The organism is Kitasatospora sp. NPDC034035 (genome assembly GCF_055575755.1).
The window spans coordinates 407337-421408 of sequence record NZ_JBVISA010000001.1 but is presented as its reverse complement, the minus strand read 5'-3'; the positions used below and the strand labels follow the sequence as shown (position 1 = coordinate 421408).

The window sequence follows — 14072 nt, the reverse complement described above, 5'->3', positions numbered from 1 at the left end:
CTTTCCCGGGTCAGTCCCACCAGAAGAACCACTGGCGGGCGCCCACCAGCTGCTCGGCGTACTCGGTGAGGCGGCCGGCGCCCTGGAAGACTAGGTCGGGGCAGAGGGCGGTGTGCTCGGCGGCCAGCGGGAGCGCCTCGGCGAGCGTGGCGGGCGGCACGGGGACGCTCAACCGGAGGGTGTCGAAGCCGACTTCGACGACCTGGGCGCCGAAGCGGCGTTCCCAGTCGGCGAGCACGGCGGCGATCTTGGCGATGTCGTTCTCGTGGTTGACCGGTCCGCTCCACCCGCACACCGCCAGCGCCTCGGCGCCGCTGCCGGCCCGGACGAGGCCGAGGCGGGCGTCCTTCACGGACTGCAGCACGTCGGCCAGTTCGCGGGCCTCGGCGCCGGCCGCGCCGTCGGGCACGTCGGCGGCCGGGGCGGGGCCGGGCCAGGTGCGGCCGTAGGGGGCCAGGGCCTCGGCGAGTTCGTCCCCGTCCCCATCCCCGTCGTCGTGGCCGTCCCCGTCGTCGTCGTGGCCGGCCTCCTCCTCGCCGTCGCCGTCCGCCTCCCACCAGCGGTGCAGCAGGGCGGCCGGGTCGTACCGGTCGGGAGCACAGGCCTGGCTCGGGTACAGCTCGCCGGACAGCCAGGGCCGGTAGTCGGGGCCGTCGCCCAGGGGGCTGAGCAGCAGCGGCCACAGGCCGGTCTGCGGGTGCGCGCGGTGCAGTCGCGCCCACAGGCCGGTGGGGGCGGGGGCGTCGCTGATCCACAGCAGCGGCTCCCGCCCGTCCCCGCCGTTCCCTTCGCCTCCTTCGCCTCCTTCGCCTCCTTCGCCTCCTTCGCCTCCTTCGTCTGCGGCGACGAGGCGGCCGGGCGGCAGGGCCACGGGCAGGGCGGAGAGGGCGGCGGCGAGGTCGAGGTCCGGTGGCTGTGTCATGGCGCCCACCGTAGGAGCGGGCACCGACAACGGGGCGGGTGCGCCCGGGTGCCCTGGTGCCCGGTGACGCCCGACGTCCGCCGCCGCCGCCGACGACGGCCGATCAGGTGTCCGATCAGGTGTTCGTTCGGGTGTCCTCTCAGGAGTGCGCTCAGGCCCAGGGCAGCTGCGAGCGCGTGTGCCAGTACGCCTCGGCGGGCTCGGCCATGGCGGCGAGGGCGGCGAGGTCCTGCGGGGTCGGATGGGCCTCGGCCGCGGTCAGGTTGGAGGCGAGCTGGTCGAGGGTGGCGGCGCCGGACAGGACGACGTCGGCCCAGGGCTGGGCGGCGGCCGCGGCCAGGGCGAGGGCGTCGGGGGTGGTGCCGGTGCGGGCGGCGAGGGTGCGCAGGGCGGCGGTGTCGGGGCCGGTGGCGTTGCGGCCGGCCAGGCGGCCGTTGGCCATGCCCTCCTTGACCACGACGAGCCAGCCGGCCGCGTGGACCTCGGCGAGGGCGGGCGCGGCGGAGGTCTCCAGCAGGTTCCAGGTGGCCTGGACGGCGGTGAACAGCGGGCGGCCGGCCACGGTGACGGCGAGGGCCTCGCGGATGGTGTCGGCCTGGGCGGGGCCGCTGGTGGACAGGCCCACCCGCACGCCCTCGGCGGCGAGGGCGGCCAGGCGCTCGTGCAGGGCGGGGTCGGTGAGGGCAGGACTGCCGGGCACGACGGAGTGGACGAGGTAGACGTCCAGGCGGTCGCCGAGCAGGGCGCGGGTCTCGCGGATCTGGCGGTCGAACACCGCCGTCGAGTGCTCCTTGACCTCGTGCGCGGCGACCCCGTTCGCCTGCCAGCCCGCCGTGTAGGTGTAGCCCCACTTGCTGCCGACCGTCACCTCGGCCGCCGCCTCGGGGTGTTCGTCCAGCCAGCGGGCGAGGAACTCCTCGGCGCGGCCGTAGGAGCGGGCGGTGTCGAGGTAGCGCACCCCGGCGGCGTACGCGGCGTCGAGGAGGGCGTGGGTGCGCTCGCGCAGCGCCTCGACGGTGCGTTCGGCGGGCAGGTCCGCGTCGCGCCCCAGGGTGATGTAGCCGGGCCGGCCGACGGCTGCGGTGCCCAGTCCCAGACGCGCGGGCTCCGGACGGGCGGGGTCGGTCGGCATGGCGTGGTCTCCTCGGGCGCGACGGGTGCTCACCTGGGACTTTAGCCGTGCCGGCCCGGGCGAGCGCCGGCCGGCTACCAGGCGGCCCGGCGCGCGGTCTCCCCCGGCCGGGTCGCGGGGGCGGCGGTCTCCCCCGGCCGGGCCGCGGGGGCGGCGGTCTCCCCCGGCCGGGCCGCGGGGGCGGCGGTGTGCCCGGGCTCGGACCAGTCCGAGGACGAGGTGCGGACGGCCTGGAGGGGCGCGTCGATCGGCACTTCGGTCAGACGGACGGCGCGCACCGGCGCAGGGGTCGTGGCGAGGACCTGGTCCAGGCGCAGCACGAAGTTGACGTAGTCCAGCGCCTTGCCCGGCCAGTGGCAGTCGTTGCTGGTGAGCAACTGGCTGCGGACACCGTCGCGTTCGGTGACCGGCCCGGGGGTGGTGCGTAGGTTCGGCTGCCAGCTGCGCCCCCACAGGTGGTGTTCCAGGGACAGCGTCCAGCTCTCCTCGTCGACCTCCAGCGCCGCGCCGACCCGCCCGGCCAGCACCCGGCTGCCGTACGGTCCGCGCACGACCGCCCGCTGGTCGAAGTCGGCGCTGCGCCCGATCACCGTGATCCGCCACGCGCCGTGATACCTGAGCATGCCCGCCTCCTGACGCCCCGGCGCCCCCTCCGACCGGCGGCGCCCCTTCCACGTCTACGGCCGAACGCCGCCCGGCGGCTCAACCCGCCCCCGGGACGGGGCCGCCGGGTCGGGGTGGCGTCGGATCGTCGGGGACGGGGAGTTGCCGGTGCGGGCGTGGCGATTCCCCGGGCGCGGGAATCTGACGGATGGTCACTTCGGGGCCGGGTACGGCCGGGTACGGCAGGGTCCAGGGGCGGCAGGGCCCGGGGGGCGGGGGCGGGGTGTACGGCGCGCGGGGCTGGTGTGGCGGATCTACGCTGGTGGCGTGACCGCCTACGTGACCGCCTAGCGGGCGGCTCCGGAACGGGATCCCTCGCGGGCGGCTCCGGAACGGGATCGGTGACCCGCCGTGGCCGCTCGGACCTTTTCGCCCTGGAGGTGGGGTATGCGTGGCACGCGTGGCACGGCCGCCGGGCGCCGGACGGGGGCGCGGCGGGTGCGGGCGGGAGTCCTGGTCGCGGCGGCGGTGCTCGCGGGCGGCGGCCAGTTCGCGTACGGGGCGTGGCCTGCCGCGGCCGCCGGTACGGCGCCGGTGCGGGCGTGTCCGGCCGAGGCGCTCGCTCCGGGCCTGCCGCCGCTCGCGGCCGCGCCGTCCTCGGTGGCGGTGCCGGACGGCGTCGCGCTGCCGTCCTCGGCCGCGGTGTTCGCCGCCCGGTACCCGGGCGAGGTCCAGTACCTCGTCGCGCCGGGTGACTGGACCTGTGACGTGGTCTTCTTCAGCGGCGACGGCGGAGAGCAGGCGTTCGTCCACCCCGGCGCTCCTGTCGCCAACCCGGCCGGCACCCGGTTCGCCTCGGTGGTGCAGGCCGTCTTCGTCAGCGGCGGCGCGCAGACGAACATCGACCTGGCCTGCCCGTTCGTGCCCCAGGCCGCGGCCGCGCCGAACATCTGCAACTCCCCGCCGCGCCAGGGCGCCGACCGCCTGCACGCCCTCCCGGTCCACGCCCCGGGCGTGTTCCTCACCGCCGTCGGCGTCCCGGCGGGCACCCGCGAGCCGAACCTTCCCGCGAGCGGAGGGCCGGACCGCACGGTCGCCCTGGTGGCGTTCCAGACCCCCGGCGGCCCCGGGCAGGAGATCAGCTGCACCGTGCCGACGGCCGCCTCCCCCGTACCGACCTGCCAGGCCGCCCTCGGCTTCTTCCTCGCCACCAGCACCGCCGGCAGGCAACTGGCCCCCACCGACCTGGCCTCCGCCCTCGCCGACCTGGACGCCTTCGTCGCCTCCTACCTCGCCCAGCCCTGACGACCCGGCCCGCTGCGCGGGAAGTCGGCCCCTCCGACTTCCCGCGCAGCCGCAGGCCGCCCGGGGTGGCGGGGGTCGGGGGGGTGGGCGCGCTCGGCAACCGTGGGGCCACGGTGGGGAATTGAGTACGGGAGCGGATTGCGGTCCGGGGCGCGGGCGGGGCAGGGTGTGGGCGCAGAGGCGTGCGCGACCCGAGAGGACCTCCGGCCGGTGGAAAGCATCCTGTACCTCCTCCTCTATCCGCTGTCCCGGCTTTGGGAGGCTTTCCGAGCGCTGCGCGCACACTGGCCCACCGACCGGCGGATGGTCGCCCTGATCCACTCGCCGCGGGCGCGGGCGGCGAGGGCGGCGGAACGGGAGCGGATCCGGGAACTGGTGGGCGCACTGGGGGCGGTGGAGGGCGTCGAGCACGTGCTGACCCAGGTCAGGGACTTCTCCGTCCGCCCGGACGGCCTTGCCGTGCTCCACAGTCTCTCCGACGCCGATGCGCTACTGCTCTGCCGGATCTCCGCACGGGCCTACTTCGTGGTCCGGGAGGACATCACCGACGTGCTGCCCAGGATCGAGGCGGCGGACGTGGCCGAGTGGTGCGCCCGGGACCAGAGGCCGAGCGCGGGCGGGACCGTCGAGCACGCGCTGCGCTGGTACCGCAACGGCGGCATCAACCAGGAGGGCCTGCCGATGGACTCCCCCGACCTGTTCAGCCCCGTCGCGCGGCTGAACTGGGACCGGTCCGGCATCCTGCGCCCGGACCCCGAACCGAACGGCCCGTACATCAGCCGGCGCTTCAGGACGGACCGGACCCCGGCGGACGCGGACGGGGCGCAGCTGCTGCGCGAGGCCCGCGCGGGCGGGCAGGGCGTGGGCGGGCAGGGCGTGGTCCTGGAGCTGGTTCTGGGCGCGAACGGGCACGACCACCGCCAGTACCACGTGGTGCCGCGCGGCGGCTTCGCGGGGCGCGGGCGACTGATCTGACCTCAGCGGCCTCGATCTCAGGCGCGTTTGGGGAACCTGGAGGCACGGGGGAGCACCGCCCGCGCCGTCGAGTGACGGGCGGGCGGTGCCGAACGCGGACGGGCGCGGCTGTCAGCCGTCAGCTGTCGGCCGTCGGCGGGATGCCGCCGACGGCCGCGCGGTCAGCCGCTCAGCTGCTCAGCCGTTCAGCACTGGGGGCGGCGGCCGTGGTTGGCCCCGCGCCTGGCCCGGGCCTTCTTCTTGCGGCGGCGCTTCGACGACATGGCCTCTCCTCTCGCAACCGGGACACCCTGGTCTTCCACCGTTCCACACCCGGGCCGTCCCGGCCCGTCGAGCCGCCGGCGGCCGGGGAGCCCCGCCGCTCAGGCGCGGCTCGCCAGGGCCTCGCGCCAGGCGGGGCTGTCGACGTAGTGGTTGTCGAAGCGCTCGGAGGAGGCGGCGATCGCCGCCGGCGCGGTCTCGCCGCGCATGACGCTGCCCAGCAGGCGCAGGTAGTCGAAGCGCTCCATGCCGGGGGTGAACATGAACAGCACGTCGGCCTCGGCCCCCTGCGCGGCCGCGAAGGCGTGCGGGGTGTGCGGGGGCACGGCGAGGAAGTCGCCCGCGCCCAGGACGGTGACCTCCTCTCCGACCAGTACCTCCAGCGAGCCGCTGATCACGAAGAACAGCTCCCAGGCCCGGGTGTGGAAGTGCGAGGGGGCCCCGGCGGCGCCCTCGGCGAAGGTGGAGCGGTAGACGGTGAAGCCGCCCGCACCCGGGTCCGTCTCGGCGAGGAGGGTCATGGTGGCGCTGGGGTCGGCGCAGGTCTCGGCCTCGGCGCAGCGGGTCAGGACGGGGGTCGCGACAGGAGCGGCAGCGGTGGCGGTGGCGGTGGCGGGGATGTTCTTCGTCGTCGTCATGTGATCAATCTACGGCCGAATAGACCCATGGTCATGTGGCAATCAGAGGCCGTTTTCATGGGTCAATTCCCCTCCGGCCTCCGGGCATCCCGCCATGGCGCAGGAGTCGGCGGTCAGTCGGGGAGGTTCCCGTTGCCGCCCAGGTTCGCCACCATGCGGCGCAGCATGTTGATGGCGGTGCCGCCGGAAAGGGGGCAGCAGCGGGCGATACAGGCGATACGGCCGAACGGCAGGTTGCCCGGGAGTACGCTTACCCCGACAGAGCCGAATGCTTTGTCCATCACCAAGCCGGGCGCCGGTCGGGGGTATCGTGGGGATTTCGGCCAAGGACAGGAAGATGCTCTGGGGGCGCTCAGGCAACGAGTGCGCCTTCCCTGAGTGTCCCAGAGAACTGGTGGCGGATCTCGGGGGATATACGGAGGACGGCTCGGGAGTCGGTGTGACACTGGGCGAGGAAGCACACATCGTCGCCGAAAACGACGGCGGCCCCAGGGCCGACCCCCGCATGCCCAAGCCCGAACGCGACTCATACGCCAACATGATCCTGCTGTGCGAAGAGCATCACAAAGTGATCGACTCCGCCAACGGGAAATTCTTCTCGGTCGACCAATTGCTCGTGATGAAATCCGAGCACGAGGAGCGGGTGAAGCGGCAACGCGATCGCCATTCGCAAGAACGCCAAGCCAAGGACGAGAATATGGCGGCACTCCTGAGCGAGTGGGAGCGTCAGGTTCTGCTTGATGACTGGGATGCCTGGACATCGTGGCTGCTCTCTCCGCACCCACGCATGACATCGGAACGGTTCAGCCACCTCCAGAATTCCCATATCTGGGTGAAGAGTCGCTTCTTTCCGCCTCGCGACTACCGGCAGCTCGCGAGGGCATTCAAGAATTTCTCGCTCGCCTGGGGCGACCTCATGCAGTTCCTGGACATCCATTTCAAGAACGCCCGATGGGATCCTCGCCAGCTGGAGCTGCATGCCAAGTACAAGGAGATTCCCTGGGATCCGCCACTGTACGAAAGACTGGGGAAGGAGTTCGACGACAACTGCGATATCGTACACCTGCTCACGATGCAGACTTCAGCGGCGGCGAACTTCCTCCTGAGCGCCGTGCGAGAGTCTTTCGATCCGGTTTACCGCTTTGACATCGGGTTCATTACAGTCACCCGCGGTCCGGACGAGATGCTGCGGTTCCAGCATTACCGTCCGGAGTACTCGGCGGACGATCTCAAGCGGGAGTTCCCGTATCTCGGCATGGATAAGCTTGTCGAAGGCTTGCGTGACTGACGTACCACGCTCTCCCTCGTGGATCTCCCCGCAAATGCACCGGCCCCACAAGTGGCACGTTCCACCGAGGAGCCGGCCCCGGTCCGATGGGGCGCGGACCCGCGTGCCCCCTACTCCCCCGCCCCCGCGCCCGCGTCCGCTGCCTCCCGCAGGAAGTCCGTGAAGCCCTTCACCGCCGGCGGTACTCGCCGGCCCCTGCGGGTCGCCGTGTAGACGTGCCGGACCGGGGTGTCGTCGGGGTGCAGGGGGATGAGGGCGAGGTCGGGGCGGGCGGCGCGGGCGGCCAGGGAGGGGATGAGGGTGGGGCCCAAGCCGGCTGCCACCAGGCCGAGTTTGGCGGTCCAGGCGGAGACGGCGTATTCGATGCGGGGTTGGAAGCCGCTGCGCAGGCAGGCCGCGAGGAGGGTGGTTTCGGCGTGGCGGCGGGCGGCGATCCAGGGTTCGTCGGCGAGTTCGGCCAGTCGCAGGCGTCGTCGGCCGGCGAGGCGGTGGCCGGGTGGCAGGGCGACCAGCACGGGGTCGTCCAGGAGTGGCCGAAGGTCGAACTGTTCGGCCTCGTCCGTGAGTTCGCCGTACGAGGCGACCACGGCGAGGTCGATCGCGCCGTTGCCGAGCAGCTCGAGCAGGTGGGCCGAGAGGCCTTCGGTGAGGCTGATCGCCACCTGCGGGTGTGCGGTGCGGAAGGCGGCGAGCGCGCCGGGGACCAGGGCCGCGTTGGCGCTGTCGAAGGCGCCCACCCGCAGCTGTCCGGCGGTGAGTTCGGTGAGTGCGGCGAGGTCGCGCCGGGTGGTGTCGAGGCGTTCCAGCATGGCTTCGGCGTGTGGCAGCAGTGCCCGGCCGTGCTCGGTCAGTCGCACTCCGCGGGCCAGGCGGTCGAACAGTGGGGTTCCCAACTCGCCTTCCAGGGTGGCGATCTGGCGGGAGATGGCGGACTGGGTGAAGCCCAGCCGTTCTCCGGCGGCGGTGAAGGAGCCGAGGTGTGCGACGGTGCGGAAGACGTCCAGCCAAGCCATGTCCATTCCGCATGCCTACCATGCGAGACATTCGCTTGTCGCCTGGGTTGTGGCTGCCTAGCGTTGCGGGCATGGAAAAGATCGCATTTCTGGGACTGGGCCGGATGGGCCTGCCGATGGCCCGTCGCCTCGCCGCCACCGGCCACCCGTTGACCGTCTGGAACCGCTCCCCCGGCCGTATCGACACCCTCGCCGACGGCCTCACCGACGGCCTCACCGAGGCCGCGACCCCGGCGCAGGCAGTGCGGGGCGCGGACATCGTCGTCACCATGCTGTCCGACCCGGCGGCCGTCGCCGAGGTGGCCGGGCGGTTCACGGCGGAGCTGGCGCCGGGCACGCTGTGGATCGACATGTCCTCGATCGGCCCGCGCGCCACCGCCGGGCTGCGCGCGCAACTCCCGGACGGCGTCGGCCTGGTGGACGCCCCGGTGGTCGGCAGCGTGGGACCGGCGGCGACCGGCGACCTGCTGGTCTTCGCGGGCGGCGAGGACGCCGACCTGGACCGCGCGCAGCCCGTCCTGGAGCGTCTGGGCCGGGTGCGGCGCTGCGGCGGCCCGGGGTCGGGCGCGGCACTGAAGGTGGTGGTGATCGGCGCGATCGTGGCCTCGGTCACGGTGGTCGGCGAAGTACTGGCGGTGGCCGAGGAGTTGGGCGTGCCGCAGGAGCTGGCGCGGGAGGTGCTGTCGGCCGGGCCGCTCGCGGGGGTGGTGGCCCGGGCGCACAGCACCGAGTCGGACTTCCCGGTCCGCCTGGCCGCCAAGGACCTCGCCCTGGCGGGCGGCGGCCCGGTCCTGTCGGCGGCCCGCGAGGTGCTGCTGGCGGACCCGTCGATCGCCGAGGAGGACCTGTCGGCGGTGGTGAGGGCCCTGCGGCGGGGCTAGGCCGTTTCCTGCGGATCATCTGAGGTCCACATCGGACGGCCTTGTAGGCCGCTTCGAAGCGCAGGAAGTCGGCGGGGTCGACTTCCTGCGCGGCGCGGCGCGGCGCCGTGACGGCACGGCTCTCGGCGAGTGAGGCCGGAACTTCCCTCCACGTCCGGCCAACGGCCCCTGTATAAACGGAGACAAGGGGGACCGTAAGGGACCGAGGGGGTTTCAGCATGCACGCGAGGCAGCAGCCGGAGAAGGCCGGGCGTCCTCATCGCGACGCGGGCCCGGCCCGACGGCCCGGCACCGGTGCACGATCCGACGCCGGAACGGTGCCCCCGCAGGCCGGCGCGGCCCTGCAACGCACCGTCGGCAACGCGGCAGCGTCCCGCATGATCGCCAGGCGCCGGGACGGCTCCGGCTCGGCGGACCGTCAGACGGTGCCGGTACTCCAGCGCGTGGTGCGCGAACAGCTGGACCCGAACAACGTGCTGAGGGTCTGCGAGGCCGCCACGTACAAGGAGGGGACCGTCACACCCGGCGGACGGGCGTCCGAGCTCCGGAACATCGTGTGGGAGAACCACTGGGCCGCCATCGCGGAGGTGTGCCGGAAGCACAAGTACACCATCGCCGTCCGCGAGACCGGGGAGCATTCCATCCGGCGCATCGCGGAGGGCGCCAAGCCCAAGCCGCACACCATCCTGGAGAAGTCCATCAAGCCCTCGTCCGTCCGTCGCAAGTACGGCACCGGGCCCGGGCAGGCGCAGGGCGACCCCGCGACCGTGCTGCGCTGGCTGAAGGACCACGACCTGAGCGGCTTCGTCGGCCACTGGAGCGACCAGGGCCTGATCGGCGTCCGGATCGACCACCCGCCCCAGCAGGTCCTGGACCTGGGGATCGTACGGACCGGCGCCAGGGGCGAGCAGTACGTGCCGCTCGACATGGCGGCGCAGGACGGCGGCCCGGAGCTGGCCCAGCTGAAGGCCGACCCGCAGTGGAAGCACTACCTCTACACCGGGGACTACGACCTGCACGAGGTGTACTCCGCGCAGGGCGGCACGGGCGGCGGCCAGATCCCCGAAGCCACCCCCGAGAAGGCCAAGCTGCTCAACCGGCTCAACGGGGGGATCGCACTCGACGCCCAGGAAGAGGTCGTGCGCAGCGGCACGGTGGCCACGGAGAACGGCAGGCTGCACATGGCGGGCGGCTCCGAGTACGCCATGTTCCAGCACGGTGACCAGGCCACGTACCGGATGAACCAGTACTTGGAGGCGCAGGACGCCGCCGAGGCGCAGGACGGGCTGGAGGGTCAGGTGGCCCGGCAGGCGGCGCAGTTGGTGCGGGCGGTGGCGACGGAGGCCGACGAGCCGCTGGCGTGGTGCCGCATGGGGCAGTGGTTCGTGACGAGGGACCGTGCGGAGCACGCGGTCCTGCGGGCCCGCTGGAAGCTGGCCGTGCCGCACACCTGGGGCGCCGAGGAGGTGGAGCGCACGGCCCGCGGCGGTTACCGCACGGCCCGCTACACGGACTGACCCGCGCCGTCGGGCCGGCCGACCGCCTGGCCGCTGATCACGCTATTCGCGCTCACCGAGCTGGTCGAGGACCGCGTCGACCTCGACCTCGACCAGCCACCGCTCGTCGATGAAGCGCGACACCTCCATGAACGTGCACGCCGGTCGGATCGTCGCGAAGCGTTCGCCGTGGGCGCGCGCGGCCTCCTTCCACCGCGTGATGTCGGTGAGCATGACGCGGGTGCGCACGACGTCCTTGAGCGAGGCGCCGGCCTCCTTCAGGGCTGCCTCGGCGACGTCCAGGCAGTGGACGGTCTGGGCGTGGACGTCGCCCTGGGCCACCGCCGTGCCGCTCTCGCCGATGGGGGCGGTCCCTGCGACCGCGACGTACGGGCCCTTGCGTACGGCCCGGGAGAAGCCGATCCGCGGTTCGAGGGGTGAGCCGGAGCTCACCAGCTGTCGAGTGTTCTCCATGCCGCCATCGTCCCGCACTAGTGCACCCGTCGCCGTCCGCCCCGCCCGCCTCCCGCCTGCGCGAAAGCCCTCGACCGGGCACCGGGAGCGCGGCCTCGAGCACCCTGGCGCACTAGTACACCGTCCCCAAATCCCTGCAGTACATGGCTTGTTGAGCCGATGCGTACGGCGTACATTCATCAGCGTCGAACACCCCGGACACCCCGGACACCCCGAACGCGCCGGGCCACCCCGGACACGCCGGACACACGGACGGAGCGAACCCCGTGAGCAGCATTGACCACCCCAGCGACATCCTCGTCTCCGGCGGCGGCATCGCCGGTCCCGCCCTCGCCCACTGGCTGCGCCGCCACGGCTTCAACCCCACCGTCGTCGAGCGCGCCCCCGGCCCGCGCCCCGGCGGGCAGGCCGTCGACCTGCGCGGCGCCGGGCGCACCGTCGTCGAGCGGATGGGCCTGATGGAGCGGGCCCGCGCGCTCTGCGTCGAGCAGCGCGGCATCGCCCTGGTCGACCGGCGCGGACGGATGAGCGCCCGGATGCCCGTCGAACTGTTCGGGGGCGAGGGCATCGTCTCCGAGATCGAGATCCTGCGCGGCGACCTCGCCGACCTGCTCCGGGAGTCCACCGACGGCGTCGAGTACCTCTGGGACGACACCGTCACCGCGCTCGCCCAGGACGCCGACGGCGTCACCGTCACCTTCGAGAACGCCCCCGCCCGCCGCTTCGCCCTGGTCATCGGCGCGGACGGGCCGCACTCCGCCGTCCGCCGCCTCGCCTTCGGCCCCGAGGAGGGCCACTACCGCCCCCTCGGCGGCTACCACGCCTGGTTCACCGTCCACGACGCCGCGCTCGCCCGCGACCTCGACAGCTGGTTCCTGATGTACAACGCCCCCGGCGGGCTGGTCGCCGGCGCCCGCCCCGGCCGGCTGCCCGGCGAGGTCAAGGCCTCCCTGGGCTTCCGCTCCGCGCCCCTGACGTACGAGCGCCGCGACACCGCCGCCCTCAAGCGCCTGCTCGCCGACCGCTTCGCCGGCGCCGGCTGGGAGGTGGACCGGCTGCTCGCCGGGATGCGCACCGCCGAGGACTTCGCCTTCGACTCCTTCGGCCAGATCCGCCTCGACCACTACAGCCGCGGCCGGGTCGCCCTGCTCGGCGACGCCGGCTACAGCCCCAGCCCCCTCACCGGCCTCGGCACCAGCCTCGCCCTCGTCGGCGCCTACCTGCTCGCCGGTGAACTCGCCGCTGCCCAAGGCGACTTCGGCACCGCCTTCGCCCGCTACGAGGAGCTGATGCGGCCCTACGTCACCCAGGCCCAGGAGCTGCCGCCCGGCGGCCTGCCCGGCTACGCCCCCGACAGCGCCCTGATGATCCGCCTGCGCGCCGCCTCCATGCGCTGGATGGGCCGCCGGCCACTGCGCAACCTGCTCGCCGCCCAGTTCGCCAAGGCCGACGCCATCGACCTGCCCGACTACCCGCTGCCCGCCCGGCCCGGCCACCCCTGAACCCGCACCCGAAGCCGACCCCGACCCCGACCCCGAACAACCCGACCCCGAACCGGGCTTGCACCTCACCCGACGTCAGGAGGAATGCTCGTGCCATGCCCACCGAACAGACCTGGAAGGTCGGCCCGCTCGCCGAGGCCAGCGGCCTGACCGTACGAACGCTGCACCACTGGGACCGGATCGGCCTGCTCGCCCCCTCCCGGCGCACCGCCTCCGGCCACCGCGCCTACACCGAGCAGGACGTCGTCCGCCTCTACCAGATCCTCGCCCTGCGCCGCCTGGGCCTGGGCCTGGACACCATCGCCACCTGCCTGGACGCCGGCATCGACCCCGTGCGCCTGGTGCGCGAGCACCTGGCCGCCACCGAGGCCTCCCTCACCTCCCTGCAGGCGCTGCGCGAGCGCCTCGCCCACGTGCACACCGAACTCAGCGCCGAACGCGCCCCCTCCACCACCGACCTGCTGCGCCTGGTCCAGGCCGTCGGCGCCACCGGCCCGACCGGCCCCGCCGCCCGGGAGGCCCTGCACCGCCACCTCGACGACGACCAGATCCACGCCCTCGCCGACCACGCCGCCGCCCTCGGCCCCGCCGCCCACTACCTGCTGGAGGTCGAATGGCCCCAGCTCTACCGCAGCGCCGAGGCCCTGCGCACCGCCGGGGCCGGGCCCACCGACCCCCGGGTCCGCCGCATCGCCGAACGCCTCGACGAACTCGGGCGCCTCTTCAGCGGCGGCGACACCACCCTGTCGACCGCCGTGCGCACCGCCTGGCGCGAGGACCCCGCCGCGATGTCCGGCGACCCCGACGCCCCGGCCGACGCCTGGGCCGAGCTGCGCGCCTTCCTCGACCGGGCCCGCCAGGCCTCATGACCGCCACCGCCCCCGAAGGCCCCCGGCTCCCCCACCACCTGCGGCTGCGCCTCGCCTTGGCGGCCACCCTCCCCGTCCTCACCCCGGCCACCCTCGCCGCCGCGGCGGGCCTCCTGCCCTGGACGGTGCTGCCCGCCGTCACCGCCGCCGAGGCCCTCCAGGCCTACCGGCACTACCACCGCCTCGCCCGCTGACCCCGGACGAGCCCCGGGCCCCGGGCCCCGGGACGAGCCCTGACCCCGGACGAACTCCGGCCCGGTCCCACGGGGGTGGACCGGGCTGCGCCTCGCCCGCTACCGCGTGCGGGGCTGGTTGAAGCGGAGCATGTTGCCCGAGGGGTCGCGGAAGGCGCAGTCGCGGACGCCGTAGGGCTGGTCCATGGGTTCCTGGAGGACTTCGGCGCCGGCGGCGCGGATGCGTTCGAAGGTGGCGTCGCAGTCGTCGGTGCGGAAGATGACGCCGCGCAGCAGGCCCTTGGCGAGGAGTTCGGCGGCGGCGTGGCGGTCGTCCTCGGAGGCGTGCGGGTCGGCCAGCGGGGGTTCCAGGACGATCTCGACGCCGGGCTGGTCGGGTGAGCCGACGGTGACCCAGCGCATGCCCTCGAAGCCGACGTCGTTGCGTACCTCGAAGCCGAGGACGTCGCGGTAGAAGGCGAGGGCCTTGTCGTGGTCGTCGACGGCGATGAAGCACTGGGCGAGTTCGATGCTCATGCC

At 73.7% G+C, this 14072-nt stretch carries 16 protein-coding genes; 8 read left to right on the top strand and 8 right to left on the bottom strand.

Annotation, left to right across the window (positions count from 1 at the left end; genetic code table 11):
* Positions 1-10: 10 nt before the first annotated feature.
* The 3 genes from ACZ52J_RS01990 to ACZ52J_RS01980 all read right to left on the bottom strand — a co-directional run bounded on the left by ACZ52J_RS01990 (position 11) and on the right by ACZ52J_RS01980 (position 2677).
* A complete protein-coding gene (locus ACZ52J_RS01990; protein WP_465615065.1) occupies positions 11-922 on the bottom strand; it encodes a DUF4253 domain-containing protein in 912 nt (303 codons plus the stop codon).
* Positions 923-1073: 151 nt separating this feature from the next.
* Positions 1074-2054 (bottom strand): aldo/keto reductase, encoded by a 981-nt coding sequence (locus tag ACZ52J_RS01985; RefSeq protein WP_465615064.1) that lies wholly within the window; start codon positions 2052-2054, stop codon positions 1074-1076.
* 74 nt (positions 2055-2128) lie between these two features.
* Positions 2129-2677 (bottom strand): hypothetical protein, encoded by a 549-nt coding sequence (locus tag ACZ52J_RS01980; protein WP_465615063.1) that lies wholly within the window; start codon positions 2675-2677, stop codon positions 2129-2131.
* A gap of 427 nt (positions 2678-3104) precedes the next feature.
* Here ACZ52J_RS01980 and ACZ52J_RS01975 point away from each other — a divergent pair, with 427 nt between their 5' ends.
* Together ACZ52J_RS01975 and ACZ52J_RS01970 are read left to right on the top strand one after the other, a co-directional pair.
* Positions 3105-3962, top strand: a complete 858-nt coding sequence (locus ACZ52J_RS01975; protein ID WP_465615062.1) for a hypothetical protein — start codon at positions 3105-3107, stop codon at positions 3960-3962.
* A 210-nt stretch (positions 3963-4172) separates the two neighbouring features.
* Positions 4173-4937: a hypothetical protein gene (locus ACZ52J_RS01970; RefSeq protein ID WP_465615061.1), complete on the top strand. Its 765-nt coding sequence runs from the start codon at positions 4173-4175 to the stop codon at positions 4935-4937.
* A 185-nt stretch (positions 4938-5122) separates the two neighbouring features.
* On the opposite strand, the gene ACZ52J_RS01965 is transcribed toward ACZ52J_RS01970, so the two are convergent.
* Both ACZ52J_RS01965 and ACZ52J_RS01960 read right to left on the bottom strand, forming a co-directional pair.
* The gene (locus tag ACZ52J_RS01965; RefSeq protein ID WP_464336931.1) at positions 5123-5200 is read right to left on the bottom strand and encodes a hypothetical protein; all 78 of its coding nucleotides are present in this window, start codon (positions 5198-5200) and stop codon (positions 5123-5125) included.
* Positions 5201-5299: 99 nt separating this feature from the next.
* On the bottom strand, positions 5300-5836 hold the full coding sequence (locus ACZ52J_RS01960) for a cupin domain-containing protein (protein ID WP_465615060.1): 537 nt from the start codon (positions 5834-5836) through the stop codon (positions 5300-5302).
* A gap of 439 nt (positions 5837-6275) precedes the next feature.
* Between ACZ52J_RS01960 and ACZ52J_RS01955 the strand changes: the two genes are divergently transcribed.
* The gene (locus tag ACZ52J_RS01955) at positions 6276-7124 is read left to right on the top strand and encodes an HNH endonuclease (protein ID WP_465615059.1); all 849 of its coding nucleotides are present in this window, start codon (positions 6276-6278) and stop codon (positions 7122-7124) included.
* A gap of 110 nt (positions 7125-7234) precedes the next feature.
* Here ACZ52J_RS01955 and ACZ52J_RS01950 read toward each other — a convergent pair whose 3' ends face one another.
* Positions 7235-8143 carry a LysR family transcriptional regulator gene (locus ACZ52J_RS01950; protein ID WP_465615058.1) on the bottom strand — a complete coding sequence of 303 codons (909 nt, stop codon included), beginning with the start codon at positions 8141-8143 and terminating at the stop codon, positions 7235-7237.
* A gap of 65 nt (positions 8144-8208) precedes the next feature.
* On the opposite strand from ACZ52J_RS01950, the gene ACZ52J_RS01945 reads away from it, so the two are divergent.
* Positions 8209-9018 carry an NAD(P)-dependent oxidoreductase gene (locus ACZ52J_RS01945; protein ID WP_465615057.1) on the top strand — a complete coding sequence of 270 codons (810 nt, stop codon included), beginning with the start codon at positions 8209-8211 and terminating at the stop codon, positions 9016-9018.
* A 218-nt stretch (positions 9019-9236) separates the two neighbouring features.
* Positions 9237-10535 (top strand): hypothetical protein, encoded by a 1299-nt coding sequence (locus ACZ52J_RS01940; RefSeq protein ID WP_465615056.1) that lies wholly within the window; start codon positions 9237-9239, stop codon positions 10533-10535.
* Positions 10536-10577: 42 nt separating this feature from the next.
* Here the strand turns inward: ACZ52J_RS01940 and ACZ52J_RS01935 are convergent, their stop codons facing one another.
* On the bottom strand, positions 10578-10988 hold the full coding sequence (locus ACZ52J_RS01935) for a RidA family protein (protein WP_465615055.1): 411 nt from the start codon (positions 10986-10988) through the stop codon (positions 10578-10580).
* A 266-nt stretch (positions 10989-11254) separates the two neighbouring features.
* On the opposite strand from ACZ52J_RS01935, the gene ACZ52J_RS01930 reads away from it, so the two are divergent.
* The 3 genes from ACZ52J_RS01930 (at position 11255) to ACZ52J_RS01920 (ending at position 13553) form a co-directional block, all read left to right on the top strand.
* Positions 11255-12490 (top strand): FAD-dependent monooxygenase, encoded by a 1236-nt coding sequence (locus tag ACZ52J_RS01930; protein ID WP_465615054.1) that lies wholly within the window; start codon positions 11255-11257, stop codon positions 12488-12490.
* A gap of 95 nt (positions 12491-12585) precedes the next feature.
* Positions 12586-13359, top strand: coding sequence for a MerR family transcriptional regulator (locus tag ACZ52J_RS01925; RefSeq protein ID WP_465615053.1), 774 nt, complete (start codon positions 12586-12588; stop codon positions 13357-13359).
* Positions 13356-13553 (top strand): hypothetical protein, encoded by a 198-nt coding sequence (locus ACZ52J_RS01920; RefSeq protein ID WP_465615052.1) that lies wholly within the window; start codon positions 13356-13358, stop codon positions 13551-13553. The genes ACZ52J_RS01925 and ACZ52J_RS01920 overlap by 4 nt, the downstream gene beginning before the upstream one ends.
* Before the next feature lie 99 nt (positions 13554-13652).
* On the opposite strand, the gene ACZ52J_RS01915 is transcribed toward ACZ52J_RS01920, so the two are convergent.
* On the bottom strand, positions 13653-14069 hold the full coding sequence (locus ACZ52J_RS01915) for a VOC family protein (RefSeq protein WP_465615051.1): 417 nt from the start codon (positions 14067-14069) through the stop codon (positions 13653-13655).
* Between the last annotated feature and the right edge of the window lie 3 nt (positions 14070-14072).

What these genes read in the sequence shown, in the direction of transcription:
- ACZ52J_RS01940 (WP_465615056.1), top strand. Translation starts at nt 9,237, where the DNA reads ATGCACGCGAGGCAGCAGCCGGAGAAGGCCGGGCGTCCTCATCGCGAC.
- ACZ52J_RS01920 (WP_465615052.1), top strand. Translation starts at nt 13,356, where the DNA reads ATGACCGCCACCGCCCCCGAAGGCCCCCGGCTCCCCCACCACCTGCGG.
- ACZ52J_RS01960 (WP_465615060.1), bottom strand. Translation starts at nt 5,836, where the DNA reads ATGACGACGACGAAGAACATCCCCGCCACCGCCACCGCCACCGCTGCC.
- ACZ52J_RS01935 (WP_465615055.1), bottom strand. Translation starts at nt 10,988, where the DNA reads ATGGAGAACACTCGACAGCTGGTGAGCTCCGGCTCACCCCTCGAACCG.
- ACZ52J_RS01980 (WP_465615063.1), bottom strand. Translation starts at nt 2,677, where the DNA reads ATGCTCAGGTATCACGGCGCGTGGCGGATCACGGTGATCGGGCGCAGC.
- ACZ52J_RS01975 (WP_465615062.1), top strand. Translation starts at nt 3,105, where the DNA reads ATGCGTGGCACGCGTGGCACGGCCGCCGGGCGCCGGACGGGGGCGCGG.
- ACZ52J_RS01990 (WP_465615065.1), bottom strand. Translation starts at nt 922, where the DNA reads ATGACACAGCCACCGGACCTCGACCTCGCCGCCGCCCTCTCCGCCCTG.
- ACZ52J_RS01915 (WP_465615051.1), bottom strand. Translation starts at nt 14,069, where the DNA reads ATGAGCATCGAACTCGCCCAGTGCTTCATCGCCGTCGACGACCACGAC.
- ACZ52J_RS01950 (WP_465615058.1), bottom strand. Translation starts at nt 8,143, where the DNA reads ATGGACATGGCTTGGCTGGACGTCTTCCGCACCGTCGCACACCTCGGC.
- ACZ52J_RS01925 (WP_465615053.1), top strand. Translation starts at nt 12,586, where the DNA reads ATGCCCACCGAACAGACCTGGAAGGTCGGCCCGCTCGCCGAGGCCAGC.
- ACZ52J_RS01985 (WP_465615064.1), bottom strand. Translation starts at nt 2,054, where the DNA reads ATGCCGACCGACCCCGCCCGTCCGGAGCCCGCGCGTCTGGGACTGGGC.
- ACZ52J_RS01945 (WP_465615057.1), top strand. Translation starts at nt 8,209, where the DNA reads ATGGAAAAGATCGCATTTCTGGGACTGGGCCGGATGGGCCTGCCGATG.
- ACZ52J_RS01965 (WP_464336931.1), bottom strand. Translation starts at nt 5,200, where the DNA reads ATGTCGTCGAAGCGCCGCCGCAAGAAGAAGGCCCGGGCCAGGCGCGGG.